The organism is Mobilicoccus massiliensis (assembly GCF_000826525.2).
GTDB classification, from domain to species: domain Bacteria; phylum Actinomycetota; class Actinomycetes; order Actinomycetales; family Dermatophilaceae; genus Mobilicoccus; species Mobilicoccus massiliensis.
This window is the reverse complement of record NZ_LN651330.1, coordinates 600,110-626,975: the sequence shown is the minus strand read 5'-3', so window position 1 is coordinate 626,975 and position 26,866 is coordinate 600,110. Positions and strand designations below refer to the sequence as shown.

Below are 26,866 nucleotides of genomic sequence, written 5' to 3'. Positions count from 1 at the left end.
TACGGATCCGTTCCTGCGGCCTCCGACCCCCGCGGTCGGGCGTGTCGCGCCCTGCGGAATGCACGAGGGCAGCGCAGAGCGCCTGTCCCTCGATGCTGGTCTTCGTCCGGTCCAGAACCGGAAGCTTTTCGGGTGCACGAGAGGTTCCGATTCACGGACGAATCCGTGTGCCAGTCACCTCTCGCGAGGGGCGCCGACGCGCAGAACGGGCCATCCTTGAAGGACACACCTGTGCGCGTCGTCGCCAAGCAACCCGTCAATACTGACAGATCCCGCGGCAGAACCCAAATCGAGCCTCCCGGCGGAGAACCGGGAGGCTCGAGGTGCACCGGGAAGGGTCAGCGGCCCGGGAACGCCGGCTTCTCCTTGGCGATGAAGGCACGCACGCCCTCGGCCTTGTCCTCGGTGCAGAACGCCACCTTGAACGCCTTCGCCTCGAGGTCGAGCCCGTCGCTCGTCGGCAGCGGCGCGGCCTCGTTCATGAGCTCCTTGCAGATGCGGATCGCCACCGGCGATTTGACGGCCATCTCGGCCACCGTGGCCTTGGCGCCCTCGAGCACACCGGCCGCGTCGTCGTAGAGGCGGTTGACGAGCCCGATCCGGTGAGCCTCCTCGGCGTCGATCGGTCGGCCCGTGTAGACGAGCTCACGCGCCATCCCGATGCCGACCCGGTCGGCGAGCCGCACGGAGCCCCCGAATCCGGGTACGAGGCCGAGGTTGACCTCGGGCTGACCGAACTTGGCGTTGCGGCTCGCGTAGATGAAGTCGCAGGCCATCGCCAACTCGCATCCCCCGCCGAGGGCGAACCCGTTGACGGCCGCGACGACCGGCACGGGCAGAGCCTCCAGGCGGGTCGTCACCTCCTGCATGCGCCGGCTGTACGCCTCACCCTGCTCGGGGGTCATGCCCTGCATCTCGACGATGTCGGCGCCCGCGACGAACGCCTTCTCACCCGATCCCGTGATGACGACGCCCCGCACGGGCCACTCCCCCTGCTCTCCGACCCGCATGAGCGCTTCGGTCAGCGCCCACAGGTCGTCGATGACCTGACCCGCGAGAGCGTTCAACGCCTTGGGCCGATCGACCGTCACGACCAGCGCGGCGTCGTCCTGCTCGACGATCAGGGTCTCGTACGTGCCGAAGTCCACGGATGCCTCCTCGAGGGGATCACGCCGGCGCGTGCGGCCGGCCTCGACTGTCACCGTATCCGGATCGGGGCGCGGCGAACCGCGGGATGTCAGCCGACGTCGAGCACATCTCCTGGATTGCAGCCGGCCCGGACCGTCTTCCAGTACCCCACGGCGGGACGCTCCGGCTCGAGGAACCAGCTGTCCTTGTCTGCGGCGAACGTCGCGTGGCAGACGAACTGGTCGCGCATGCCCGGCGAGTCCGCTTCGGGGACGGCCTTGACCACGCGGCGCCAGGCCTCGTCGAACACGCGAGGGTCGGTCTCGTTCCGCAGGCGATCGGCGGGAGTGACCTCCAGCGCCCTCACCCCGTCCCGCTCGACCCACGCGGCATCGTCCACGAGGCGCTCCGACACGTCCGTGGACGAGGAGGACGGTCCCGGGGAGGTCGAGGGGTCCGGACTCACCGCGGACGCCACTGCGGTCGCAGCCCCAGAGACCGTGTCGACGACCCCCTCGGCCGGGGGTCCTACCGCCCGCACCCCCGCGACGAGGCAGCCCGCCGCGGCGACGGCGCACAGTCCCGTCACCACCGCACGTCGGCCGACATTCCCCCAACTCATCCCCCCAGTGTGACCGCCGACCCTGGCCGTGACCTGAGACAGCATCCGGGCCCGGCTGCACGCCCCGGCCCTGTCCCCGCTGGACCCTTGCCTGCGTGACGTGAGTCTCATACGGTGGCAACACTTTTCGCCGGAGCACCGTCGCCCCTGCGTGCGGCGGGCACCCCTGTCCAGGAGACCGCATGAGACGCATCACCACGGCCGCCGCCGTCGTCCTCGCCACCGCCGGGTTCGGCATCGCCTCATCGACCACCGTGCCGGCCGCTGCCGACGAGACCACCCCCGCCGAACGCGCAGCCCCCTATGGCTCCCCGCGATGGCAGACCCAGTACGAGGAGAACCTCCGCGAGGAGATCGACGCCTCCCATCCGCGACGTTGGATGAACACCATCGGAGCCACGCCCACTCACCCTGGCACTCCCTCCAACGCCCGGTCCGTCGAGGAGGAGAAGGCCGCGCTCGAAGAAGCCGGGCTCGACGTCCGCGTGGACTCGTACCGGGCCCTGGCCACACGCCCACGACACATCTCCGTCCGCCAGACCGCGCCCACTCGTCGCACTCTCGCCGTCACCGAGGACGACATGGGACGGACCACCCCCGAAGATCTCGCGATCGGCTACAACGCGTACTCGCCCGCAGGGAAGGTCTCCGGCCCCGTCGTCTACGTGAACTACGGCCGACCGGAAGACTTCACCGAGTTGGCTCGCCGTGGCATCTCACTGCAGGGGAAGATCGCGCTCGCCCGGTACGGCAAGAACTTCCGCGGAGTCAAGCCCGACCTGGCTGCAAAGGCCGGCGCGGTGGGCATGATCATGTACACCGACCCCGCAGACGACGGTTTCGTCAGGGGTGAGGTCTATCCTGACGGCCCCTGGCGACCGGAGGACTCCATCCAGCGCGGCTCGGTGTTGAAGATCTGGGAGCACCCCCGGGCACCCCCTCGACCCCCGGGACCGCGCGTCCTCCGGCGGAAAAGGCGCGCACCTTCTCACCGATCCCCGTGACGCCCGTATCGGCCCGCGAGGCACATGGCCTGCTCGCGACCCTCACCGGGCCGGTCGCGCCTCGCGGGTGGCAGGGCGGCCACGACTTCCGTTACCGCCTCGGCCCCGGCGGTACCCAGGTGGCCCTCGACCTCGACATCGACCGCACCGACATCGCGATCGACAACGTCGTCGCAACGGTGCCGGGCACCGACCCCGACGCCGGATACGTCCTCGTCGGCGGCCACCGCGACACCTGGGCCGGCGGCGCCTCCGACAACAAGTCCGGCTGGATCTCGACCATGGAACTGGCGCGGGCACTGGGTGGTCTCTACCAGGACGGCTGGCGACCGCGACGCACCATCGTCCTCGCCGGATGGGACGGAGAGGAGTACGGCCTCATCGGATCCACGGAGTACGCGGAGAACAACGCACAGCGTCTCCGCGAGGAGGCGATCGCCTACATCAACATGGACACCACCGCCGGCCGCTCCTTCGGCGCCGGCAGCGTTCCGGCACTGGACGAGGTCATCCGTTCGGTGAGCGACGCCGTCGACGCGCCTTCCGGCACCGGCTCCGTCGGCGAAGCGTGGAGTGCGGCATCCGACGGGCGCCGCGTTCCGGACCGACTTGGAAGCGGTTCCGACTACACGCCCTTCCTGCAGCACCTCGGCGTACCGTCGGCCGACATCGGCTTCTCGTCCGCCGGAAGCGTCTACCACTCCGTCTACGACAACGTGGACTACCTCGACCGCTTCGCGGACCCCGGGTTGAAGGGGATGACGGCCGCGTCCGAGATATCGGGCACCCTGGCGCTGCGACTCGCCAACGCCGACATCCTTCCGATGCGTTACAGCGCCTACGCCGCGGACACGCTGGCGCGTCTCGACGCGATGCAGGCTCAGGCCCCGGCGGGTTCGTCCCTTCAGGACACGATGACCGCGGCCCGCAACTGGGGCGCGGCCACCCGCCGCCTGGAGTCGGCGGGCCGGCGTCTTGCCGCGGGCGGCCTCACCTCCACCGAGAGGGTGGCCGCGAAGCGGATCAACGACGCGATCCGCGTCCAGGAGCGCGCTTTGCTCACCCCCGGGGGGCTGGCGGGCCGCCCCTGGTACAAGCACCAGGTCTGGGCGCCGGGACGGACGACGGGTTACGCGGTGCTCCCGCTGCCCCGCCTCGCCGAGGCAGCGGAGGCCAAGGACGCTCGAGCCTTCACCGAGGCCGCCACCGACCTCACGCGTTCACTGCAGGCCGCCACCGCCGCAGCAGAGAAGGCCGCCGGCTGACGGAACTGTCGACATACAGAAGGGCGGGCCGTTCCCTTTCGGGAACGACCCGCCCTTCGGACGTGAGACGTCAGATCACTTGATGATCTTGGTGACGCGGCCGGCGCCGACCGTACGACCACCCTCACGGATGGCGAACTTGAGGCCCTCTTCCATCGCGATGGGCTGGATGAGGTCGACCTTCATGTCGGTGTTGTCGCCCGGCATGACCATCTCGGTGCCCTCGGGGAGGTGCACCACGCCGGTGACGTCCGTCGTCCGGAAGTAGAACTGCGGACGGTAGTTGTCGTAGAACGGCGTGTGACGGCCACCCTCGTCCTTGGACAGGATGTAGACCTGGCCCTCGAACTCGGTGTGCGGGGTGATCGAGCCCGGCTTGCAGATGACCTGGCCACGCTCGACGTCCTCGCGCTTGGTGCCACGCAGGAGCAGACCGACGTTCTCGCCCGCACGACCCTCGTCGAGGAGCTTGCGGAACATCTCGATGCCGGTGACCGTCGTCTTGGAGGAGGCCTCCTTGATGCCGACGATCTCGACCTCCTCGTTGACCTTGAGGACGCCACGCTCGATACGGCCGGTGACGACCGTGCCACGACCGGTGATGGTGAACACGTCCTCGACCGGCATGAGGAACGGCTTGTCGACGTCGCGCTCCGGCTGCGGGATGGCCTCGTCGACCGCGCTCATGAGCTCGAGGATCGACTCGGCCCACTTCTCGTCGCCCTCGAGGGCCTTGAGCGCGGAGACCTTGACGACCGGAACGTCATCGCCGGGGAACTCGTAGGAGGACAGCAGCTCGCGGACCTCCATCTCGACGAGCTCCATGATCTCCTCGTCGTCGACCATGTCGGCCTTGTTGAGCGCCACGACGATGTAGGGGACGCCGACCTGGCGGGCCAGGAGGACGTGCTCCTTCGTCTGCGGCATCGGGCCGTCGGTGGCGGCGACCACGAGGATCGCGCCGTCCATCTGCGCCGCACCCGTGATCATGTTCTTCACGTAGTCGGCGTGGCCGGGGCAGTCGACGTGCGCGTAGTGACGCTCTTCGGTCTGGTACTCGATGTGAGAGATCGAGATCGTGATACCGCGCTGCTTCTCTTCCGGAGCCTTGTCGATCGCGTCGAACGGCGAGGCCTGGTTCAGGTCCGGGTACTTGTCGTGCAGAACCTTCGAGATCGCAGCAGTCAGCGTCGTCTTGCCGTGGTCGATGTGACCGATGGTGCCGATGTTGACGTGCGGCTTGGTCCGCTCGAACTTCGCCTTCGCCACTGTTGTCCTCCTGGTGGACTTGGTGTGGATACGCCACCGGCCGGAGCCAGGTGTGGCGTGATTTGGATTGGGTTTACTGCTGGGTGATCACGAAGAGGCTGAGGGGGTGAGTGTACCCGCCTCACTCACCTCGCATCTTCTTGACGATCTCGTCCGCAACGGCCCGGGGGACCTCTGCGTACGAGTCGAACTGCATCGTGTAGTTGGCGCGACCCTGAGTCTTGGACCGAAGGTCGCCAACGTACCCGAACATCTCGGACAGCGGGACGAGGGCACGAATGACCTTGGCGCCGCTGACGTCGTCCATGGACTGCATCTGCCCACGACGGGAGTTGATGTCGCCGATGACGTCGCCCATGTACTCCTCGGGCGTGCGCACCTCGACGGCCATCATCGGCTCGAGCAGGACCGGGTCGGCCTTGCGCAGAGCCTCCTTGGTGGCCATGGAGCCGGCGATCTTGAACGCCATCTCCGAGGAGTCGACGTCGTGGTAGGCGCCGTCGAGAAGCGTGGCCTTGACGCCCACCAGCGGGTATCCGGCGAGGATGCCGACCTGGAGCGCGTCCTGGATGCCCGCGTCCACGCTCGGGATGTACTCGCGCGGGATGCGGCCACCGGTGACCTTGTTCTCGAACTCGTACAGCTCGCCCTCGGAGGTGTCGAGGGGTTCGTACGTGATCTGCACCTTGCCGTACTGGCCGGAGCCACCCGTCTGCTTCTTGTGCGTGTAGTCGTACTTCTCGACAGGACGACGGATGGTCTCGCGGTAGGCGACCTGCGGCTTGCCGACGTTGGCCTCGACCTTGAACTCGCGACGCATGCGGTCGACGAGGATGTCGAGGTGGAGCTCGCCCATACCGCCGATGACGGTCTGGCCGGTCTCCTCGTCGAGACGGACGGTGAAGGTCGGGTCCTCCTGCGCGAGGCGCTGGATGGCGGTGCCGAGCTTCTCCTGGTCGCCCTTGGTCTTGGGCTCGATGGCGACGTGGATGACCGGCTCGGGGAAGGTCATGGACTCGAGCACGATCTGCTCGTTCATGTCCGAGAGCGTGTCACCCGTCGTCGTGTCCTTCAGACCGATGACGGCGTAGATGTGACCCGCCGACGCCTTCTCGACCGGGTTCTCCTTGTTGGCGTGCATCTGGAACAGCTTGCCCAGACGCTCCTTCTTGCCCTTGGTCGCGTTCATGACCGGCTGGCCGGCCGTGATCTCGCCCGAGTACACGCGGATGTAGGTCAGCGTGCCGAAGAAGGGGTGCGCCGCGATCTTGAAGGCCAGGGCGGCGAACGGCGCCTTGGAGTCGGCGTCACGGTGGAGGATCGTCTCCTCGTCACCCGGCTTGTGGCCCTCCGTGGGGGGAAGGTCGAGCGGGCTCGGCAGGTAGTCGACGATCGCGTCGAGCAGGGGCTGGACGCCCTTGTTCTTGAACGCGGTTCCGCAGAACACGGGGTTGTACTCGCCGGAGAGGGTCAGGGCGCGGACGCCCTGCTTGATCTCGTCCTCGGTGAGCTCGTCGCCCTCGAGGTACTTCTCCATGAGGGCCTCGTCGGACTCCGCGACGGCCTCGATGAGGGTGGTGCGGTACTCCTCGGCCTTGTCCTGCAGGTCGGCCGGGATGTCCTCGACCTCGTAGTCCTCGCCGAGCTTGGTCTCGCCGCGCCAGTACAGCGCCTTCATGCGCACGAGGTCGACGACACCGGTGAACTCCGACTCAGCGCCGATCGGCAGCTGCATGACCAGCGGCTTGGCGCCGAGGCGGTCGATCATCGTCTGCACGGAGAAGTAGAAGTCCGCGCCCATCTTGTCCATCTTGTTGATGAAGCACATGCGCGGGACGCCGTAGTGGTCGGCCTGACGCCACACGGTCTCGGACTGGGGCTCGACACCCTCCTTGGCGTCGAACACCGCGACGGCACCGTCGAGGACGCGCAGGTTGCGCTCGACCTCGACCGTGAAGTCCACGTGGCCGGGCGTGTCGATGAGGTTGATCTGGACGCCCTTCCAGAAGGAGGTGACGGCCGCGGAGGTGATGGTGATCCCCCGCTCCTTCTCCTGCTCCATCCAGTCGGTCGTGGACGCACCGTCGTGCGTCTCGCCCATCTTGTAGTTGACGCCCGTGTAGAACAGGATCCGCTCGGTCGTCGTGGTCTTGCCGGCGTCGATGTGCGCCATGATGCCGATGTTGCGGACCTTGCGCAGGTCGGTCAGGACATCCTGTGCCACTGGCTCTCAGCTCTCTTGTCGTGGGGATTGTCGGATCGGTAGCGCGGGTCGCGCCCTCATCGGGACTCCTCGTTCCGGCCGGGGTCGCCGGCCGGAACGGGGCGGAAGGCGTGATTACCAGCGGTAGTGCGCGAACGCACGGTTGGACTCGGCCATCTTGTGCATGTCCTCACGGCGCTTGACCGCGGCACCCAGGCCGTTGCTGGCGTCGAGGATCTCGTTCATGAGGCGCTCGGTCATCGTCTTCTCACGACGCTGACGCGAGTAGCCGACGAGCCAACGCAGCGCGAGGGTCGTCGAGCGGCCGGGGCGGACCTCGACCGGGACCTGGTAGGTCGCGCCACCGACGCGGCGGCTACGGACCTCGAGGGCCGGCTTGACGTTGTCGAGCGCGCGCTTGAGCGTGACGACCGGGTCGGTGCCCGTCTTGGCGCGGCAGCCCTCAAGGGCGCCGTAGACGATGCGCTCGGCGGTGGTCTTCTTGCCGTCGAGGAGGATCTTGTTGACGAGCTGGGTCACGAGCGGCGATCCGTAGACCGGGTCGATGACCAGCGGGCGCTTGGGAGCGGGGCCCTTACGAGGCATTACTTCTTCTCCTTCTTCGCGCCGTAGCGGGAACGCGCCTGCTGGCGGTTCTTGACGCCCTGGGTGTCGAGCGAGCCGCGGATGATCTTGTAGCGAACGCCGGGGAGGTCCTTCACACGGCCGCCGCGCACGAGCACGATCGAGTGCTCCTGCAGGTTGTGTCCCACACCGGGGATGTAGGCGGTGACCTCGACCTGGCTGGTGAGCTTGACGCGCGCGACCTTGCGCAGCGCGGAGTTCGGCTTCTTGGGCGTCGTGGTGTACACACGAGTGCACACGCCGCGGCGCTGAGGGCTGCCCTTCAGCGCGGGCGTCTTGGCCTTGGCGGCCTTATCGCTGCGTCCCTTACGGACGAGCTGGTTGATCGTAGGCACGTAGTCTCCGTACGTCGTCGATGTGATCAGGCCGCTCCCCTGGGGCGCGAACCTCCTTGGTGTGCCACGACCACGTGGCCGTGGTGCTCCCCCCTGCACTTTCCGGGCGGCACCCAAAGGGCGTCACCGGACTGCCCGGCGGGAGGACATCTCCTGGACGCGACCGGCCGAACGCGGCGCGTGAGAACCTCGAACCGAGCGTGACCTCACGAAACCCCGTTCACGGTCGATGGGCTCACCGACCGCCTCGCGGCGACGACTGGGCACGACTGTCCCAGGACATGCCCGACCAGCCTACCCGCCCGGTTCACATGCGGCCAAATCGAGCCCGGTCGCACGGAGCGTCGCGCCGCGACTTTGCGCCACTCCCCCGGAACGACCGAAAGCGGGGCCGGCCACGTGAGTCACGTGACCGGCCCCGCTTCTCGTTCGGGCCGAGACCGTCAGTCGCGGATCGAGACGATCAGTCGCGGTCCAGACCGAGGCTGACGTCGTCGAGCCGGACCGCCTCGCCCGAGCCCGGTCCGAAGGCCGGGTAGTCGAACTGCTGGTAGTCGGGCATCGAGTACATCGCCGCCTTGGCCTCTTCGGTGGGCTCGATCCGCACGTTGCGGTACCGGGGCAGGCCCGTACCGGCGGGGATGAGCTTTCCGAGGATGACGTTCTCCTTGAGGCCGAGCAGCGGGTCGCTCTTGGCGTGGATCGCCGCGTCGGTGAGCACGCGGGTCGTCTCCTGGAACGACGCCGCCGACAGCCACGAGTCGGTCGCGAGCGACGCCTTCGTGATGCCCATGAGCTCCGGACGACCCGAGGCGGGCTTGCCACCCTCGGAGACCACCCGACGGTTCTCGGTCTCGAAGACGCCACGCTCGGCCATCGAACCCGGAAGCAGCTCGGCGTCGCCGGCCTCGATGATCGTCACGCGACGCAGCATCTGGCGCACGATGACCTCGATGTGCTTGTCGTGGATCGACACACCCTGCTGGCGGTACACGTTCTGCACCTCGTCGACGAGGTGACGCTGCACCGCGCGCGGGCCGAGGATGCGCAGGACCTGCTTGGGGTCGATGGCACCCTGGACGAGCTTGGTGCCGACCTCGATGTGCTGGCCGTCCTCGACGAGCAGACGCGAACGCTTGCTCACGGGGTACGCGTGCTCCTCGCCGCCGTCGTCCGGCGTGAGCAGGACGCGACGGGCCTTGTCGGTCTCCTCGATCTGCACCCGGCCCGTGGCCTCGGCGATGGGCGCCACACCCTTGGGGGTGCGGGCCTCGAAGAGCTCGACGATACGGGGCAGACCCTGGGTGATGTCGTCGGCCGAGGCCGCACCACCGGTGTGGAACGTCCGCATCGTCAGCTGCGTGCCGGGCTCACCGATCGACTGGGCGGCGATGATGCCGACCGCCTCGCCGATGTCGACGAGCTTGCCGGTGGCCAGGCTGCGGCCGTAGCACTTCGCGCACGTGCCGACGTGGCTGTCACACGTGAGGACCGAGCGCACCCGGACCTCCTCGATGCCGGCCGCGACGAGCTTGTCGATGAGCACGTCACCGAGGTCGACACCGGCCGCGACGATGACCTCGCCGTCGGGGCCAGCGATGTCCTCGGCCAGCGTGCGGGCGTAGACCGTGCTCTCGACGTCCTCGTGCGCCTCCAGCGAACCGTCGGTGCGACGGGTCGCGATCGGCAGCGTGAGGCCGCGGTCGGTTCCGCAGTCGTGCTCGCGGATGATGACGTCCTGGCTGACGTCGACGAGACGACGGGTGAGGTAACCCGAGTCCGCCGTGCGCAGCGCCGTGTCGGCCAGACCCTTACGAGCACCGTGCGTGGAGATGAAGAACTCCAGCACCGACAGGCCCTCACGGAAGTTGGACTTGATCGGGCGCGGGATGATCTCGCCACGCGGGTTGGCCATGAGGCCACGCATGCCGGCGATCTGCCGCAGCTGGAACCAGTTACCACGCGCACCCGAGGACACCATGCGGTAGATCGGGTTGAGGCGCGGGAAGTTGGACTCCATCTCCTTGGCGACCTCGTTCGAGCCCTGGGTCCAGATCTCGATGAGCTCCTGACGCCGCTCGTCGTCGGTGATGAGACCGCGCTCGTACTGGACCTGGACCTTCTCGGCCTTGGCCTCGTAGTTCTCCAGGATCTCCTGCTTGCGCGGCGGGGTGACGACGTCGGAGATCGCCACCGTGGTGCCCGAACGGGACGCCCAGTAGTAGCCCGTCTCCTTGAGCGCGTCGAGGCTCGCCGCGACCTGCACCTTGCTGTACCGCTCGGCCAGGTCGTTGACGATCGTCGACAGGCGCTTCTTGTCCACGGGAGCGTCGACGTACGGGTAGTCGTACGGCAACGTCGTGTTGAAGATCGCGCGGCCGAGGGTCGTCTCGATGACGACGTGCTCGATCGTGCCGTCCTCACGGACCTCCGCGCCCTCGGGCACCGCCTGGCCGGCGGGCAGGACGTAGTCGTCGAGGCGGATCCTGACGAGCGAGCCGAGGCCGATCTCGCCCGCGTCGAAGGCCATGCGAGCCTCGGCGACCGTACGGAACGACCGGCCGGCACCCGGGCCGTCCTCGAGCGCCGACGTGAGGTGGAACAGGCCGATGATCATGTCCTGGCTGGGCATGGTCACGGGCCGGCCGTCGGCGGGCTTGAGGATGTTGTGGCTCGAGAGCATGAGGATGCGGGCCTCTGCCTGCGCCTCCGCGGAGAGCGGCACGTGCACGGCCATCTGGTCACCGTCGAAGTCGGCGTTGAACGCGCCGCACACGAGCGGGTGGAGCTGGATGGCCTTGCCCTCGACGAGCTGCGGCTCGAAGGCCTGGATGCCGAGACGGTGCAGCGTGGGTGCACGGTTGAGCAGCACCGGGTGCTCGGTGATGACCTCCTCGAGCACGTCCCACACCTGCGGGCGGGCACGCTCGACCATGCGCTTGGCCGACTTGATGTTCTGCGCGTGGTCGAGGTCGACGAGGCGCTTCATCACGAACGGCTTGAAGAGCTCCAGGGCCATCTGCTTGGGCAGACCGCACTGGTGCAGCTTGAGCGTGGGGCCGACGACGATGACCGAACGGCCGGAGTAGTCGACGCGCTTGCCCAGCAGGTTCTGACGGAACCGGCCCTGCTTGCCCTTGAGCATGTCGGAGATCGACTTGAGCGGGCGGTTGCCCGGCCCGGTCACCGGCCGACCGCGACGGCCGTTGTCGAACAGCGCGTCGACGGCCTCCTGCAGCATCCGCTTCTCGTTGTTGACGATGATCTCGGGCGCGCCCAGGTCGAGCAGTCGCTTGAGGCGGTTGTTGCGGTTGATGACGCGGCGGTACAGGTCGTTGAGGTCGGAGGTCGCGAAACGGCCACCGTCGAGCTGCACCATCGGACGCAGGTCCGGCGGGATGACCGGCACGCAGTCGAGCACCATGCCGTTGGGGTTGTTGCTCGTCGTCTGGAACGCGGTGACGACGCGCAGGCGCTTGAGGGCGCGGGTCTTCTTCTGGCCCTTGCCGGTCGCGATGATCTCGCGCAGCAGCTCCGCCTCGGCGTCGAGGTCGAAGTCGACGAGACGCTTCTGCAGCGCCGCCGCACCCATGCCGCCCTCGAAGTACATGCCGAAACGGTCACGCATCTCGCGGTAGAGCAGCTCGTCGCCCTCGAGGTCCTGGACCTTGAGGTTCTTGAACCGGTCCCACACCTGCTGGACGCGCTCGACCTGCTGGTCGGCCTTCTTGCGGATGCCGTTCATCTCGCGCTCGGCACCTTCGCGCACCTTGCGGCGCACGTCGCCCTTGGCACCCTCGGCCTCGAGCTCGGCGAGGTCGGCCTCGAGCTTCTTGGCGCGCGCGTCGATGGCCGCGTCGCGGTCGTTCTCGATGCCCTTCTTCTCGACCTCGATCTGCGCCTCGAGGGAGGGCATGTCGCGGTGACGCGCCTCCTCGTCGACGGAGGTGATCATGTAGGCCGCGAAGTAGATGACCTTCTCGAGGTCCTTCGGGGCGAGGTCGAGCAGGTAGCCCAGACGGCTCGGCACACCCTTGAAGTACCAGATGTGCGTGACCGGGGCCGCGAGCTCGATGTGGCCCATCCGCTCACGACGGACACCGGAGCGCGTGACCTCGACGCCACAACGCTCGCAGATGATGCCCTTGAAGCGGACGCGCTTGTACTTGCCGCAGTAGCACTCCCAGTCCCGGGTGGGGCCGAAGATCTTCTCGCAGAAGAGGCCGTCCTTCTCGGGCTTGAGCGTGCGGTAGTTGATCGTCTCGGGCTTCTTCACCTCACCGTGGCTCCACGCGCGGATGTCGTCCGCGGTGGCCAGCCCGATGCGCAGTTCGTCGAAGAAGTTGACATCCAGCACTACGTGCTCCTTTTTCAAAGGCTCGTACGTTCATAAGAGGTTCGGAAAGTGCCTGACCTGCAGGCGGAGACGGGCCGGCGCCCGTCACCTCGATCCACCGGGGCCGACCCGCTGAACGGGTGGGGTCCGGCGGGCCCCGGCCGGCTCTCGCTCATCGCGGGAGACGGCCGGAGCGCACGGATGTGCCGATGTCCTAGACCTCTTCCACCGATGACGGCTCGCGACGGCTCAGGTCGATGCCGAGTTCCTCGGCCGCGCGGAAGACCTCCTGGTCGGGTTCGCGCAGGTCGATCGCGCCACCGTCGGTCGAGAGCACCTCGACGTTGAGGCAGAGCGACTGCATCTCCTTGATGAGCACCTTGAAGGACTCGGGGATGCCGGGCTCGGGGATGTTCTCGCCCTTGACGATGGCCTCGTAGACCTTGACGCGGCCGGTGACGTCGTCGGACTTGATCGTGAGGAGCTCCTGCAGGGCGTAGGCCGCGCCGTACGCCTCGAGGGCCCAGACCTCCATCTCGCCGAAGCGCTGGCCACCGAACTGCGCCTTACCACCGAGCGGCTGCTGGGTGATCATCGAGTACGGGCCGGTGCTGCGGGCGTGGATCTTGTCGTCGACGAGGTGGTGCAGCTTGAGCATGTACATGTAGCCGACCGAGATCGGCTCCGGGTACGGCTCGCCGGACCGGCCGTCGAACAGCCGCGTCTTGCCGGAGGATCCGATGAGGCGCTGACCGTCGCGCGTCTTGAGCGTCGAGTCGAGCAGGCCCGTGATCTCGTGCTCCTCGGCACCGTCGAACACCGGGGAGGCGACGCGCGTGCCGGCGGGGGCGCTGCGCGCGTCGTCGGGGACCATGGACGCCCAGTCGGGGTCGCCCTCGATCTCCCAGCCGCGGCTCGCGACCCACCCGAGGTGGAGCTCGAGCACCTGGCCGATGTTCATACGACCGGGAACACCGAGCGGGTTGAGCACGATGTCGACCGGCGTGCCGTCCTCGAGGAACGGCATGTCCTCGATCGGGAGGATCTTGGAGATGACGCCCTTGTTGCCGTGGCGGCCGGCGAGTTTGTCGCCGTCGGTGATCTTGCGCCGGTTGGCGACGTAGACCCGCACGAGCTGGTTGACGCCCGGGGGAAGCTCGTCGCCCTCCTCGCGGTCGAAGACCTTGACGCCGATGACCGTGCCGGTCTCGCCGTGCGGCACCTTGAGGGAGGTGTCGCGGACTTCGCGCGCCTTCTCGCCGAAGATGGCGCGCAGCAGGCGCTCCTCGGGGGTCAGCTCGGTCTCACCCTTGGGCGTGACCTTGCCGACGAGCAGGTCGCCGTCGCGCACCTCGGCGCCGATGCGGATGATCCCGCGCTCGTCGAGGTCGGCGAGGACCTCCTCGGAGACGTTGGGGATGTCGCGGGTGATCTCCTCCGGGCCCAGCTTGGTGTCGCGGGCGTCGACCTCGTGCTCCTCGATGTGGATCGAGGAGAGGACGTCGTCCTGCACGATGCGCTGGGAGAGGATGATCGCGTCCTCGTAGTTGTAGCCCTCCCACGGCATGAACGCCACGAGGAGGTTGCGCCCGAGGCTCATCTCGCCGTTGTCGGTGGCCGGCCCGTCGGCGATGACCCCGCCGACCTCGAGCCGGTCGCCCTCGCCCACCAGGACCCGCTGGTTGTAGCAGGTGCCCTGGTTGGAGCGCTGGAACTTGGCGATGCGGTAGCTCGAGTGCGTGCCGTCGTCGTTGGCGACGTCGACGACGTCGGCCGAGACGGCCTCGACGACACCGGCCTTGGTGGCGCGCACCACGTCACCGGAGTCGAGCGCCGCACGGTATTCCATGCCGGTGCCGACGAACGGGGCCTCGCTGCGCACGAGCGGCACGGCCTGACGCTGCATGTTCGCGCCCATGAGCGCACGGTTGGCGTCGTCGTGCTCGAGGAACGGGATGAGCGCGGTGGCGGCCGACACCATCTGACGCGCGGAGACGTCCATGTAGTCGACGTCGACACCCGGGATGAACTCGACCTCGCCGCCCTTGGAGCGCACGAGCACGCGCTCCTCGACGAACCGGCCGTCCTCACCGACGGGAGCGTTCGCCTGCGCGATGACGAAGTCGTCCTCCTCGTCGGCCGAGAGGTAGTGGACCTCGTCGGTGACCTTGCCGAACTCCACCTTGCGGTACGGCGTCTCGACGAAGCCGAACGGGTTGATGCGGCCGAAGCTCGCGAGCGAACCGATGAGGCCGATGTTCGGGCCTTCCGGCGTCTCGATCGGGCACATGCGGCCGTAGTGGCTCGGGTGGACGTCGCGGACCTCCATGCCGGCACGGTCACGGGAGAGACCACCCGGGCCGAGGGCCGAGAGACGACGCTTGTGCGTCAGGCCCGCGAGCGGGTTGTTCTGGTCCATGAACTGGCTCAGCTGGCTGGTGCCGAAGAACTCCTTGATGGAGGCGACGACCGGCCGGATGTTGATGAGCGTCTGCGGCGTGATGGCCTCGACGTCCTGGGTGGTCATGCGCTCGCGCACGACACGCTCCATCCGGGACAGACCCGTGCGGACCTGGTTCTGGATGAGCTCGCCCACGTTGCGCAGACGACGGTTGCCGAAGTGGTCGATGTCGTCGGTCTCGACGCGGATGTCGACCTGCTCGCCGCCGCGCACGCCCGGGAGCGTCGCCTCGCCGGCGTGCAGCGCGACGATGTACTTGATGGTCGCGACGATGTCCTCGACGGTGAGCGTCGAGGCGTCGAGGTCGGTGTCGATGCCGAGCTTCTTGTCGATCTTGTACCGGCCGACCTTGGCGAGGTCGTAGCGCTTGGGGTTGAAGTACAGGTTGTCGAGGAGGGCCTGCGCGGCCTCCTTCGTCGGCGGCTCACCCGGGCGCAGCTTGCGGTAGATGTCGAGCAGCGCGTCGTCCTGGCCCGTCGTGCTGTCCTTCTCGAGGGTCGCACGCATGGACTCGTACTCGCCGAACTCCTCGAGGATCTGCGCGTCGGTCCAGCCGAGCGCCTTGAGAAGCACCGTGACCGACTGCTTGCGCTTGCGGTCGACGCGGACGCCCACCATGTCGCGCTTGTCGACCTCGAACTCGAGCCACGCACCGCGGCTCGGGATGACCTTGGCCGAGTAGATGTCCTTGTCGCTCGTCTTGTCGGGAGTGCGCTCGAAGTACACCCCCGGGCTACGGACGAGCTGGGAGACGACGACACGCTCGGTGCCGTTGATGATGAAGGTTCCCCGCGCGGTCATGAGGGGGAAGTCGCCCATGAACACCGTCTGGCTCTTGATCTCGCCGGTGTTGTTGTTCATGAACTCGGCGGTGACGAACAGCGGTGCGCTGTACGTCATGTCGCGCTCCTTGCACTCCTCGATGGAGTACTTCTGCTCCTCGAAGCGGTGGTCGCGGAAGCTGAGCGACATGGAGCCGGAGAAGTCCTCGATCGGAGAGATCTCCTCGAAGATCTCCTCCAGACCCGAACGCGTGGGCACGTCGTTGCGGCCGGCCTCGAGGGCCTCCGCGACGCGGTCCTGCCACCGTTCGTTACCGAGGAGCCAGTCGAAGCTCTCGGTCTGCAGGGCGAGGAGGTCGGGAACTTCGAGGGGTTCGCGGATCTTGGCGAACGAGACACGACCGGAGGCCGTGAGAGCGCTGGACATCTTCTGGGTCGCGGTACGCGAGGCAGCCAAGGATGGTCCTTCCTTAAGCCTGGTGAGCGGCAAGTCGTCACTGCCCGCAATGGACCCGATGCCCGCGGAACACGGATCCTCCCTAGTGGGAGACGATATTCAGCGGTCGATGCCGACACACGGGGGCGGGTGGCGACACTCGGGTTGGGTACATAGGCAGCGCAAAGGCATAGCCTACCTGCCGCCTCAAGGCTTGTAAAGCCCGGCGGGCAGCACTCCCCGGACAGATCGACCGGCGTCCCATCGGCCTGAGCGATGAGGCGGGATCACGTGCGGGAATCGACTCGTACAGACGTCGGTACCTGCCGCAAGCATGACGCGCCTGGTCCCCCGGGTCAAGGACGTGGTGGTGCCCGTGTGGACATCCCCGTCGTGCCGGCTCCCGGAGCGACCGGATCGGCGGATGTCAGGCCGTGGTGTCTGACTCCTCCGGACCGTCGGTCCCGACCCCGGGGCGACTGAACGCCTGGAGGAACGCCTGCTGGGTGGCCGTCATCGGCGCGAACCAGTCCCGCATGAGAGACGCCGGCGAGAACTGCTCCAGGGCGCCCACCATCTGCTGCTCCATCTCGGCCATCACCGCTCGTTGCATCGGCTCGACGTCGGGCAGGCCGAAGAAGGCCCGCATCTCCTGTGGCGTGCAGTCGATCTCCACGGTCACCTTCATGCCGTCACCTCCCGCGCGATGTCCTCGGCACCATCCACGCTACGGCCTCCCTCCCCCGGCGTCCGGCATCCCCGGCGCGTCGACCCCTTCTCGCACCCGTTCGGTCAGCGCGCGGCCTTCGGGTCGGAGGCGCCGTCGTCGGCCGTGGTGAGCAGGTTGCCGGGATGCATGAGGTTCTCGCGGGAGAGGACACGGTCGAGCAGGTCGGGCTCCATGAGTCCGCGTTCGAGGACGATCTCGCGCACGCTCCTGCCGGTCGCCGCGGACTCCTTGCCGATGGAGTCGCCGGCCTCGTGACCGATGTAGTCGTTGAGGTAGGTGACGACGCCGATCGAGTTGGTGACGTAGCCGAGGCACACGTCCGGGTTGGCGGTGATGCCCTCGACGCACCGGGTGCGCAGCGTCTCGCACGCGTTGGTGAGCAGCGTGAGCGACTCGAAGAGCGACTGCGCGATCACCGGCTCCATGACGTTGAGCTGGAGTTGGCCGGCCTCGGCGGCCATGCTCACGGTGACGTCGTTGCCGACGACCTTGAAGCACACCTGGTTGACGACCTCGGGGATGACCGGGTTGACCTTGGCCGGCATGATCGACGACCCGGCTTGCATCTCCGGCAGGTTGATCTCGTCGAGGCCGGCGCGCGGGCCGGAGGAGAGCAGGCGCAGGTCGTTGCAGACCTTCGAGAGCTTGACCGAGAGGCGCTTGAGCGCGGCGTGGGCCATGACGTAGGCCCCGCAGTCGCTCGTCGCCTCGATGAGGTTGGGCGCGGGGACGCACGGCCGTCCGCTCACTCGGGCGAGGGTGGAGACCGCGAGCGGCTGGTAGCCGGGCGGCGTGTTGAGACCGGTGCCGATGGCCGTGGCACCGAGGTTCATCTCGAGCAACAGGCCGCGAGCGGTGTCGAGGTGCCGCAACTCCTCCCCCAGCGTCACCCCGAACGCGGTGAACTCCTGGCCGAGGATCATCGGCACCGCGTCCTGCAACTGGGTGCGGCCCATCTTGAGGACGTCGGCGAACTCGTCACCCTTGGCCTGGAAGGCCTCTTGCAGCGCAGTGAGCGCCCCTGCGAGGTCGCCGAGCATCGCGTCGACGGCGAGGCGGAAGCCCGAGGGGTACGCGTCGTTCGTCGACTGGCTGCGGTTGACGTGGTCGTTGGGGTTGACGACGTCGTAGGACCCCTTGGGTTCGCCGAGGTGCTCGAGCGCGAGGTTGGCGACGACCTCGTTGGTGTTCATGTTGAGCGAGGTCCCGGCTCCACCCTGGAAGACGTCGACGGGGAACTGGTCGAGGCACCGGCCGTCGTCGAGCACCTGATCGCAGGCCCAGACGATCGCGTCGGCGATCCTCGACTCGAGCACGCCGAGCGACTTGTTCGTCAAGGCCGCGGCCTTCTTGACCATGACCATGCCCCGCACCATCGCCGGCACGTCGTTGACCGTGCGGCCCGAGATCGGGAAGTTCTCCACGGCCCGCACGGTGTGCACGCCGTAGTACGCGTCCTGCGGCACCGCCTTGCGCCCGAGAAGATCCGACTCCCACCGCACGTCCACCATGACCCCACGCTCCCTGCCCTCACCCCGCGAGCCGGATCGCCCGCCGCCACCCAGCGTAGGAAGACGGGCTCGTCAGGGCAGGGCTTTTCGAGGCATCCGGGGACCTTCGACCCGCACCGGAGCACACGAACGCGGCGGGGCGGACCGAGGTCCACCCCGCCGCGCGGGTGTCACTGAGCGAGGCTCAGAACAAGGAGCGAAACGTCACTTGAGGGTGACGGTGGCGCCGGCGCCCTCGAGGGCAGCCTTGGCCTTCTCCGCGTCTTCCTTCTTCGCAGCCTCGAGAACGGGCTTGGGCGCGCCGTCGACGAGGTCCTTGGCCTCCTTGAGGCCGAGGCTGGTGAGCGCACGGACCTCCTTGATGACCTGGATCTTCTTGTCGCCCGCAGCCTCGAGGATGACGTCGAACTCGTCCTTCTCCTCGGCCGCGCCGCCGGCGTCGCCGCCGCCGGCCGGGGCGCCCGCGGCCGCAACCGCGACCGGAGCCGCAGCGGTGACCTCGAACTTGTCCTCGAACGCCTTGACGAACTCGGAGAGCTCGATGAGGGTCATCTCTTCGAAAACGCCGAGGAGCTCCTCGGTGGACATCTTCGCCATGATTGGCTTCCTTCCTGACTTACGTGCCGTGAGCGGCTGAACTGATGGTGTTCCTGCGCGGGACGCGTCAGGACTCGTCGCCACTCGCGGCGGCGTCTTCGGTGGCCTCGGCGGGAGCCGCAGCGGCCCCACCGGTCTGCTCGACCTTCGCCCGGAGGGCGTCGATCACGCGCGCCGTCTGCGACAGCGGAGCGGCGAACAGCGACACGGCCTGGTTGAGCTTGCCCTTCATCGCGCCTGCGGCCTTGGCCAGCAGGACCTCACGCGACTCGAGGTCGGCAAGCTTGGTGATCTCCTCCGCCGTCAGGGGCTTGCCGTCGAGGACGCCGCCCTTGATGACGAGGAGGGGGTTGGCCTTGGCGAAGTCACGCAGGGTCTTGGCCGCCTCGACCGGGTCACCGGTGATGAAGGCGATCGCCGACGGACCGACGAGCTGCCCCTCGAAGGCCGTGACTCCGGCCTCCTTGGCAGCGAGCTCGGTGAGCGTGTTCTTCGCGACGGAGTAGCTGCCGTTCGCGCGCAGCTGCGAGCGGAGCTCGGACAGCTGGGCCACGGTCAGGCCGCGGTACTCCGTCAGCACGGCCGCACCGGACTCGCGGAACTTCTCCGAGAGCTCGGCGATGGCTGCCTGCTTCGCGGGCGTTGCCATGGGGCCTCCTTAAACGTGATGCCGGCACCCCACGGCCCCTGAGACGAAAAGAGCTCCCGTGCCGCAGGGCATCGGGAGCACACGACCGAACCGGCGAGGATTCGGTGAACGTTCTCGGTGGCCTGCGCAGGACGCCCCGTCTACGGGGACCTTCGGTCGGGACGCTCGCGCGAACCGACAACCGGCGGTCATGGGTCCCCGACAGCGTACGCGGGAGACGCGGGTCGGGCCAAATCGGCGGGTGCGGACGGGGGTCGAGCCCCGTAGCGAGCGCCGCGCACGGATTGCGGCGTCGGTGCACGCCGTGGGTTGGCACGACACGTCGTCTCACGCGTGCACGGTGTACCGGAGACGTGCACAGAGGGACACAGGTGCCGGATGACGAGCGCGTCTGCCAGGAGCCGGCGTCGCGCTCGGAAAACGAGACAGCGCCCCTCGGTGAGAGGGGCGCCGTCTCGTGATCGGGATGAGGCTCAGGCCTCGTCCTCGACGAGGAGGTTGCGGGTGCGGTTCTGGTCGAGCGGGATGCCGGGGCCCATCGTCGTGGCCATCGTGGCCTTGGTGATGTAGCGACCCTTGCTGGCCGACGGCTTGAGACGGAGGATCTCCTCCAGCGCTGCACCGTAGTTCTCCACCAGGGCCTTCTCGTCGAAGGAGGCCTTGCCGATGATGAAGTGCAGGTTGCTGTGCTTGTCGACGCGGAACTCGATCTTTCCGCCCTTGATGTCGGAGACGGCCTTGGCGACGTCCATCGTCACGGTGCCGGTCTTGGGGTTGGGCATGAGGCCGCGGGGGCCGAGGACCTTTCCGAGGCGGCCGACCTTGCCCATGAGGTCGGGGGTCGCGACGACGGCGTCGAAGTCGAGCCAACCGCCCTGCACCTTCTCGAGCATGTCGTCGGAACCGACGTAGTCGGCGCCGGCCTCGCGGGCGGCCTCGGCGTTCGCACCGTTGGCGAAGACGAGGACGCGAGCGGTCTTGCCGGTGCCGTTCGGGAGGTTGACGGTGCCGCGGACCATCTGGTCGGCCTTGCGGGGGTCGACGCCGAGACGGAAGGCGACCTCGACGGTGGAGTCGTACTTGGTGCTCGCGGACTCCTTGGCGAGGCGAACGGCCTCGAGCGGGGAGTACAGCTTGCTGCGGTCGATCTTCTCGGCGGCCTCGCGGTAGGCCTTGCTGCGCTTCATGAGTGCTCCTTGGTCGGTGACGCGCCGCATCCGCGTGGTACGGGGGCGCTGTGCGGAGTCGTGGTCGAACGGGCCGCGCTCGGCCCTACCACAAGGAACAATTCTGCCACAGGTGCCGACGACGCTCCGAATCGTCGCCAATCGCTCCGGATGCGCGACGAGACCGCAGGGCGAACCCTGCGGTCTCGTCGAGGTGTGAGCCGTTCGGGAACGGCTCAGAGGGTCACTTGATGGTGATGCCCATGGAGCGCGCGGTGCCGGCGATGATCTTCTTCGCCTGGTCGATGTCGTGCGCGTTGAGGTCCTGCATCTTCTGCTCGGCGATCTCGCGGACCTGGTCATCGGTGAGCGTGGCGACCTTGGTCTTGTGCGGCTCGCCGGAGCCCTTGGCGACGCCGGCGGCCTTCTTGATGAGCTCCGCGGCGGGCGGGGTCTTGGTGATGAAGGTGAACGAGCGGTCCTCGTAGACCGTGATCTCGACGGGGATGACGTTGCCGCGCTGGGATTCGGTCGCGGCGTTGTACGCCTTGACGAACTCCATGATGTTGACGCCGTGCTGACCGAGCGCCGGGCCGACGGGCGGCGCGGGAGTGGCCGCGCCGGCCTGGATCTGGAGCTTGATGTAGCCGGAGACCTTCTTCTTGGGAGGCATACGCCCCTCACTTCCCTGTTCGTGTGGGCCCACGCCGTGGGCGATGACCCGGTTGCAGATGCCCCACCGCGACGCGATGGGTGGTGCGAGCCCCTAGGCAGGCACCGAGGGTCTACGGTACGCGCCGCCCCCGTGCAGAAGCGAATCCGCCGGACGAAGCAGCACGCGCGCGCAGGACGCACCCGGCGCAGGTCTCGAGCCCACGATGCACCCCGCAGACGACGTGCCCACCATCCCCGATGCGTGCACCGACGACAGCAGATGGGCACCCAATACCCAGCGCCTGCACGGACGCGGTAGGCGACCACACCACGCCAGGTACGCCGAGCGGGCCGGCGCCGGATCGCCCGAAATGGTGACCACGATGCCCATGACCCAACGGCGGCCGGCCACACCCCCGAAACTCGAAACCCCCGCACCCGATGAGTCGGATACAGGGGTTTCGGGTTTTCGCCGCCGATTCGCCGAGCGAAGCGAGGCCTGAATCGGCGGAACAAACACCCCGCCGCGGCGAAGCCGCGTCAATGCAGCCCCGCTTCCGCCAGCGCGAAGCGCCGGCGTAAGCGGGCGCTGCCAACCGCGCAGCGGCTCAGATCTTGGCCACCTGGTTGAACGACAGCTCGACGGGGGTTTCGCGTCCGAAGATGGAGACGAGGACCTTGAGTTTCTGTTGTTCGGGGAGGATTTCGGAGATGGTGGCGGGCATGGTTTCGAAGGGGCCTTCCATGACCGTGACAGATTCGCCGATCTCGTAGTCGACGACGGTGGTGGAGGCGGCAGTCCATGACCGTGACAGATTCGCCGATCTCGTAGTCGACGACGGTGGTGGAGGCGGCAGCGGCGGGGCGGCTGGCGGCGGCGGGGGCTGCGGCGGCGGCTTCCTGCTCGACCTGGGGGGCGAGCATGGAGATGACCTCGTCGAGGCTGAGGGGCACGGGCTGGTGCGCGTTGCCGACGAATCCGGTGACGCCGGGGGTGTGGCGGACGGCACCCCAGCTCTCGTCGGTCAGGTCGAGGCGCACGAGGACGTATCCGGGCATGCGGACGCGGCGGACGACCTTCTTCTGGCCGTTCTTGATCTCGGTGACCTGCTCCATGGGCACTTCGGCCTGGAAGATGTAGTCCTCCATGTTGAGGGAGGTGACGCGCTGTTCGAGGTTCTGCTTCACGCGGTTCTCGTAGCCGGCGTAGGAGTGGATGACGTACCAGTCGCCGGGGAGGAAGCGCAGTTCCTTGCGGAGTGCCTCGACGGGGTCTTCCTGCTCTTCGGCTTCTTCGGATGCGTCGGACTCGCCGGCCTCTGCGGATTCGTCGGCGGCAGCCGGAGCCTCGGGGGCGTCGTCGGTCGTCGCGTCGGCCGCGTCGTCCTCGTCCTCGTCCTCGTCCTCGTCCTCGTGAGCGTTCTCGGCGGGGCCGTTCGAGGCGGGCGCCTGGGTGTCCTCGTCGGAGAAGGTGAGCGCGTCGTTCGCCTGCAGGGCCTCGTCCACGTTCTCGAGAGCGCCGGCCGGGTCGGAGTCGACCTGGTCGGGGGTCTCGTCGGTGGAGAAGGCGACCTCGCCGGTGGTCTCGTCGACCTCGACCTCGCCGGGCTGCACGTCGTCGGACGGGGTGAGGGCGGGGGTCTCCTCGCCTGCCTCGGTCTGGTACTCCGGATCGGTCACGGGCGAACTCACTTCCTTGCCTGATACACCGCGCCCCGGATCGAATGTCCGGGGCCGGGTGTGCGATGGGATCTGTCGAGGGGCTGACGGACGGGGACGGGTCACCAGGTTCCGGAGAAGATCCAGGAAACGAGCCTGGTCGTGACGGCGTCGACGCCGAGGGTGAAGAGCATGACCGCGGTGACGAACGCGATGACCACGATGGTGTAGGTGGTGAGCTCCTTGCGCGTGGGTCGGACGACCTTGCGCATCTCGTCGAGCACCTGGGAGAAGTACAGGGCGATCGCGGAGAAGAAGCGCGTGACGACGTTGCCGCCCTGGGGGCGGCGCTCTCGCGCCGACGGCGTCGAACGCGTCGTCGTGCCGTGGTCGCTCACGTGTGCCTCATCTCTGCGGGCCGCAGACCGCGCCTGACGATGGTGATGCGGTGCGGCGACCCCGTGTTCTCTACGCCATCCGTATTCGCAGGGCAGGAGGGACTCGAACCCCCAACCGCCGGTTTTGGAGACCGGTGCTCTACCAATTGAGCCACTGCCCTACGGGTGAGCGGCAGCACGCAGTCGCGTCCGTGCCTCACCCAGACGGAGAGCATACGGGAGAGCGACCCCCCAAGGCCAACCCGGGCCCGCGTCAGGCGTGGTCGGCCGGGGGTTGACGGGCTCGCCAGGGCCTGTCTGTGACACTGGGACGGTGAGCAGGCCGGTCCACACCCTCCCCAAAGCGCACCTGCACCTGCACTTCACGGGGTCGATGCGGTTCACGACGCTCATGGAGTTGGCGCAGGAGCAGCGCGTGCGGTTGCCGCATGCCCTCGTCGAGGACTGGCCGCCGAAGCTCGCGGCCCGCGACGAACGCGGGTGGTTCCGCTTCCAACGTCTTTACGATGCAGCGCGTGCCTGTGTGACCTCCGAGGAGGCGATGCGGCGCATCGTGCGCGAGGCCGCCGAGGACGACGCGGCCGAGGGGTCGCGGTGGCTCGAGATCCAGGTGGATCCGACCAGTTACGCCCCGCACGTCGGCGGGCTCACCCCGGCCCTGGAGATCGTTCTCGACGAGGCTCGTCGCGTCAGTGTGCCGGGGCGCATCGGTGTGGGCGTCATCGTCGCCGCGAGTCGTACCCGCCATCCCCTGGACGCCCGCACCCTCGCCCGCCTCGCGGCCCGACACGCCGGAGACGGCCCGGGGGACGTCCTCGGTTTCGGGCTCTCCAACGACGAACGCCGGGGGCACACCGAGGAGTTCGAGGGCGCGTTCCGCATCGCCCGCAAAGCCGGCCTCGCGATCGTGCCGCACGGCGGAGAACTGCTCGGGCCCGAGGCGGTGCGGGCCACGCTCGAGGTTCGCCCCGACCGCATCGGCCACGGTGTGCGCAGCGTCGAGGATCCCGCGCTGGTCGCCGAGATCGTCCGGCGAGGCATCACGCTCGAGGTCTGCCCGGGGAGCAACGTGGGGCTCGGCGTCTACGCCACCCCGTTCGAGGTGCCGTTGCGGACGCTGTACGAGGCCGGCGCGCGCATCGCTCTCGGCGCCGACGACCCCCTGCTGTTCGGCTCGCGGCTCGACGACCAGTACGAGATCGCTCGCAGCGTGCACGGCTTCGACGACGCGGAACTGACCGATCTCGCCCGCATGTCGATCGAGGGCAGCCGCGCCCCGGCCGAGGTGCGCAGCGACGCCCTCGCCGGAATCGACGAGTGGCTCGCCGAGCCGACCGACGTCTGAGAGACCCCCCTGCGGGCATCCCCTGCCGCCCGGCGAGGGGCGTCATCTCAGCGCGCGGCGCGTCCTGTCGCACCCGGCCTGGTCAGAGCTCGACCCCCACGAGAACCGGCTCGTTGACGAGACGGACGCCGAACCGGCTCTCGACGCCGTCCCTGATCTCGCGAGCCAGCGCGACGATCTCGGCCGTCGTGGCGCCGCCGCGGTTGGTGACCGCGAGCACGTGCTTGGTGGAGAGCGCGGCCCGCCCGGGAAGCCCGTATCCCTTGCCGTAGCCCGCCTTGTCGATGAGCCAGGCGGCGCTCGTCTTCTCGTGGCCGGGGCCGGCGCCGAAGCGCGGTGGGGTGAGCTCGGCGCCCGCGACCTCGTGGACGCGCTCGACGAGCTGCGCCATCCGCTCGACGGGCAGGATCGGGTTGGTGAAGAACGAGCCGCAGCTCCACGTGTCGTGATCGGGGGCGTCGAGCACCATGCCGCGGCGCCGCCGCTGATCGAGCACCGCCTCGCGGGCGTCGGTGAGCGGCACGCGAGCACCGAGGTCGACACCCAGTCCGCGGGCGAGGTCGGCGTACGCGACGGGTGCCGAGAGATCTCCGAGCGCGAACTGGAAGAGGACGTCGAGCACGACGAATCGCGGTGAGAGGCCGCCGAGGGCGGCCGAGACGTCGTCGCCGGTGGTGCGAGCAGGCATCCGGGTGCCCTTGAACCGCGAGTGCCGGTAGGAGAAGTCGCATTCGGCCGCGCTGAACGTACGGATGCGCGCCGCGGCCCGGTCCCAGGTGCGCACCTGGGCGATGGTCTGCGCGACCTCCTGGCCGTAGGCGCCGACGTTCTGCACGGGAGTCGAGCCCACGCACCCCGGGATCCCCGAGAGCGCCTCGATGCCGATCCATCCCGAGTCGACCGCTTGCGCGACGAACGCGTCCCACGGCTCCCCCGCCGCGACCCGCACACTCACTCCGCTGCACGCGTCCTGAGACTCGACCGTGATGCCGCGCGTCGCGACCCGGACGACGGTCGCCTCGACCCCGGCGTCGGCGACGACGAGGTTGGACCCGCCCGAGAACACCCCGAGCGGCTCGTCGGCCTCGTCGACGACGCGCACCGCATCGACCAGCTCGTCGGTGGTCGCGACGGTGACGAACCGCTGCGCGGGACCGCCGACCCGCATGGTCGTGTGGTCGGCCAGGACGTGGGAACTCGAGGGGGCGACCTCGCTGGCGACGGCGCTCATGCGCGGGCCAGCGCGACGGTGGCCAGGGCCTTGGTGAGCACCTTGGCACCGCCGTGGGTGACCGTGAGCTCGACCACGGCCTCACCGGCCTCCTCGTCGACCTGCTTGACGTGCCCCGCCACCTCGATGTCGGCGCCTCCCTCGTGGGGCACGACGACCGGCTTACTGAACCGGCTGGAGTAGGACCGCACGTACTGCGCGCCGCCGGCCCATCGCGAGACGAGTTCGCCAGCCGCGCCCATCGTGAACATGCCGTGCGCGATGACGTCGGGCAGGCCGACCGAGGTCGCGAAACGCTCGTCCCAGTGGATCGGATTGCGATCGCCCGAAGCCGCGGCGTACTCGACGAGACGTGCCCGGTCGACATGCACGCTCATGGGCTCGATCTCGTCTCCGACCGCCACCGCGCCCACGGACGGGCGCACGACGTTGTCGCTCAT

At 68.4% G+C, this 26,866-nt stretch carries 20 protein-coding genes, 1 tRNA gene and 1 pseudogene; 3 read left to right on the top strand and 19 right to left on the bottom strand.

What is annotated here, in order from left to right; translation table 11 throughout:
- Positions 1-338: 338 nt before the first annotated feature.
- Both BN1197_RS12600 and BN1197_RS17855 read right to left on the bottom strand, forming a co-directional pair.
- Positions 339-1,148 carry an enoyl-CoA hydratase/isomerase family protein gene (locus BN1197_RS12600; RefSeq protein WP_052466715.1) on the bottom strand — a complete coding sequence of 270 codons (810 nt, stop codon included), beginning with the start codon at positions 1,146-1,148 and terminating at the stop codon, positions 339-341.
- A gap of 89 nt (positions 1,149-1,237) precedes the next feature.
- Positions 1,238-1,528 (bottom strand): DUF2599 domain-containing protein, encoded by a 291-nt coding sequence (locus BN1197_RS17855; RefSeq protein ID WP_245851921.1) that lies wholly within the window; start codon positions 1,526-1,528, stop codon positions 1,238-1,240.
- A gap of 404 nt (positions 1,529-1,932) precedes the next feature.
- On the opposite strand from BN1197_RS17855, the gene BN1197_RS12590 reads away from it, so the two are divergent.
- Together BN1197_RS12590 and BN1197_RS12585 are read left to right on the top strand one after the other, a co-directional pair.
- Entirely contained in the window at positions 1,933-2,754 is an 822-nt protein-coding gene (locus BN1197_RS12590) for a PA domain-containing protein (protein WP_052466677.1), read from the top strand.
- Positions 2,751-4,019 carry a M28 family peptidase gene (locus BN1197_RS12585; protein ID WP_052466675.1) on the top strand — a complete coding sequence of 423 codons (1,269 nt, stop codon included), beginning with the start codon at positions 2,751-2,753 and terminating at the stop codon, positions 4,017-4,019. The genes BN1197_RS12590 and BN1197_RS12585 overlap by 4 nt, the downstream gene beginning before the upstream one ends.
- A gap of 75 nt (positions 4,020-4,094) precedes the next feature.
- Here the strand turns inward: BN1197_RS12585 and tuf are convergent, their stop codons facing one another.
- The 15 genes and pseudogenes from tuf to BN1197_RS12510 form a co-directional block, all read right to left on the bottom strand.
- A complete protein-coding gene (tuf, locus tag BN1197_RS12580; RefSeq protein WP_040160169.1) occupies positions 4,095-5,288 on the bottom strand; it encodes an elongation factor Tu in 1,194 nt (397 codons plus the stop codon).
- A gap of 121 nt (positions 5,289-5,409) precedes the next feature.
- Positions 5,410-7,512, bottom strand: a complete 2,103-nt coding sequence (fusA, locus tag BN1197_RS12575; RefSeq protein WP_040160167.1) for an elongation factor G — start codon at positions 7,510-7,512, stop codon at positions 5,410-5,412.
- A gap of 114 nt (positions 7,513-7,626) precedes the next feature.
- Positions 7,627-8,097 (bottom strand): 30S ribosomal protein S7, encoded by a 471-nt coding sequence (gene rpsG, locus BN1197_RS12570; RefSeq protein WP_040160164.1) that lies wholly within the window; start codon positions 8,095-8,097, stop codon positions 7,627-7,629.
- Complete coding sequence (gene rpsL / locus BN1197_RS12565; protein ID WP_040160162.1) at positions 8,097-8,471, bottom strand: 30S ribosomal protein S12; 375 nt, start codon at positions 8,469-8,471, stop codon at positions 8,097-8,099. The genes rpsG and rpsL overlap by 1 nt, the downstream gene beginning before the upstream one ends.
- Before the next feature lie 463 nt (positions 8,472-8,934).
- A complete protein-coding gene (locus BN1197_RS12560) occupies positions 8,935-12,828 on the bottom strand; it encodes a DNA-directed RNA polymerase subunit beta' (RefSeq protein ID WP_040160160.1) in 3,894 nt (1,297 codons plus the stop codon).
- A gap of 193 nt (positions 12,829-13,021) precedes the next feature.
- Positions 13,022-16,477: a DNA-directed RNA polymerase subunit beta gene (gene rpoB / locus BN1197_RS12555; RefSeq protein WP_483869428.1), complete on the bottom strand. Its 3,456-nt coding sequence runs from the start codon at positions 16,475-16,477 to the stop codon at positions 13,022-13,024.
- Between the two features lie 436 nt (positions 16,478-16,913).
- The gene (locus BN1197_RS12550; RefSeq protein WP_040160155.1) at positions 16,914-17,174 is read right to left on the bottom strand and encodes a DUF6489 family protein; all 261 of its coding nucleotides are present in this window, start codon (positions 17,172-17,174) and stop codon (positions 16,914-16,916) included.
- A 104-nt stretch (positions 17,175-17,278) separates the two neighbouring features.
- Entirely contained in the window at positions 17,279-18,727 is a 1,449-nt protein-coding gene (aspA, locus tag BN1197_RS12545) for an aspartate ammonia-lyase (RefSeq protein WP_040160153.1), read from the bottom strand.
- A 204-nt stretch (positions 18,728-18,931) separates the two neighbouring features.
- Complete coding sequence (gene rplL, locus BN1197_RS12540) at positions 18,932-19,324, bottom strand: 50S ribosomal protein L7/L12 (protein WP_040160151.1); 393 nt, start codon at positions 19,322-19,324, stop codon at positions 18,932-18,934.
- 67 nt (positions 19,325-19,391) lie between these two features.
- Positions 19,392-19,973: a 50S ribosomal protein L10 gene (gene rplJ / locus BN1197_RS12535; RefSeq protein WP_040160148.1), complete on the bottom strand. Its 582-nt coding sequence runs from the start codon at positions 19,971-19,973 to the stop codon at positions 19,392-19,394.
- Between the two features lie 473 nt (positions 19,974-20,446).
- Complete coding sequence (gene rplA / locus BN1197_RS12530; RefSeq protein WP_040160357.1) at positions 20,447-21,160, bottom strand: 50S ribosomal protein L1; 714 nt, start codon at positions 21,158-21,160, stop codon at positions 20,447-20,449.
- Positions 21,161-21,383: 223 nt separating this feature from the next.
- Entirely contained in the window at positions 21,384-21,812 is a 429-nt protein-coding gene (gene rplK / locus BN1197_RS12525) for a 50S ribosomal protein L11 (protein ID WP_040160147.1), read from the bottom strand.
- Positions 21,813-22,401: 589 nt separating this feature from the next.
- Positions 22,402-23,299: pseudogene (nusG, locus tag BN1197_RS12520) on the bottom strand (transcription termination/antitermination protein NusG).
- 275 nt (positions 23,300-23,574) lie between these two features.
- Complete coding sequence (secE, locus tag BN1197_RS12515) at positions 23,575-23,850, bottom strand: preprotein translocase subunit SecE (protein WP_040160144.1); 276 nt, start codon at positions 23,848-23,850, stop codon at positions 23,575-23,577.
- A gap of 88 nt (positions 23,851-23,938) precedes the next feature.
- Positions 23,939-24,011 (bottom strand) — tRNA-Trp (locus tag BN1197_RS12510).
- A gap of 152 nt (positions 24,012-24,163) precedes the next feature.
- On the opposite strand from BN1197_RS12510, the gene BN1197_RS12505 reads away from it, so the two are divergent.
- A complete protein-coding gene (locus BN1197_RS12505) occupies positions 24,164-25,195 on the top strand; it encodes an adenosine deaminase (RefSeq protein WP_040160142.1) in 1,032 nt (343 codons plus the stop codon).
- A gap of 82 nt (positions 25,196-25,277) precedes the next feature.
- Here the strand turns inward: BN1197_RS12505 and BN1197_RS12500 are convergent, their stop codons facing one another.
- Positions 25,278-26,426 carry a UDP-N-acetylmuramate dehydrogenase gene (locus BN1197_RS12500; protein WP_052466673.1) on the bottom strand — a complete coding sequence of 383 codons (1,149 nt, stop codon included), beginning with the start codon at positions 26,424-26,426 and terminating at the stop codon, positions 25,278-25,280.
- On the bottom strand, positions 26,423-26,866 hold the full coding sequence (locus BN1197_RS12495; protein WP_040160141.1) for a MaoC/PaaZ C-terminal domain-containing protein: 444 nt from the start codon (positions 26,864-26,866) through the stop codon (positions 26,423-26,425). Before BN1197_RS12495 ends, BN1197_RS12500 begins: the two co-directional genes overlap by 4 nt.

Coding starts and splice junctions, on each gene's coding strand:
- rpoB (WP_483869428.1), bottom strand. CDS start 16,477: ATGTCCAGCGCTCTCACGGCCTCCGGTCGTGTCTCGTTCGCCAAGATC.
- BN1197_RS12500 (WP_052466673.1), bottom strand. CDS start 26,426: ATGAGCGCCGTCGCCAGCGAGGTCGCCCCCTCGAGTTCCCACGTCCTG.
- aspA (WP_040160153.1), bottom strand. CDS start 18,727: ATGGTGGACGTGCGGTGGGAGTCGGATCTTCTCGGGCGCAAGGCGGTG.
- BN1197_RS12590 (WP_052466677.1), top strand. CDS start 1,933: ATGAGACGCATCACCACGGCCGCCGCCGTCGTCCTCGCCACCGCCGGG.
- rplK (WP_040160147.1), bottom strand. CDS start 21,812: ATGCCTCCCAAGAAGAAGGTCTCCGGCTACATCAAGCTCCAGATCCAG.
- rplA (WP_040160357.1), bottom strand. CDS start 21,160: ATGAAGCGCAGCAAGGCCTACCGCGAGGCCGCCGAGAAGATCGACCGC.
- BN1197_RS12550 (WP_040160155.1), bottom strand. CDS start 17,174: ATGAAGGTGACCGTGGAGATCGACTGCACGCCACAGGAGATGCGGGCC.
- rplJ (WP_040160148.1), bottom strand. CDS start 19,973: ATGGCAACGCCCGCGAAGCAGGCAGCCATCGCCGAGCTCTCGGAGAAG.
- rplL (WP_040160151.1), bottom strand. CDS start 19,324: ATGGCGAAGATGTCCACCGAGGAGCTCCTCGGCGTTTTCGAAGAGATG.
- rpsG (WP_040160164.1), bottom strand. CDS start 8,097: ATGCCTCGTAAGGGCCCCGCTCCCAAGCGCCCGCTGGTCATCGACCCG.
- BN1197_RS12495 (WP_040160141.1), bottom strand. CDS start 26,866: ATGAGCGACAACGTCGTGCGCCCGTCCGTGGGCGCGGTGGCGGTCGGA.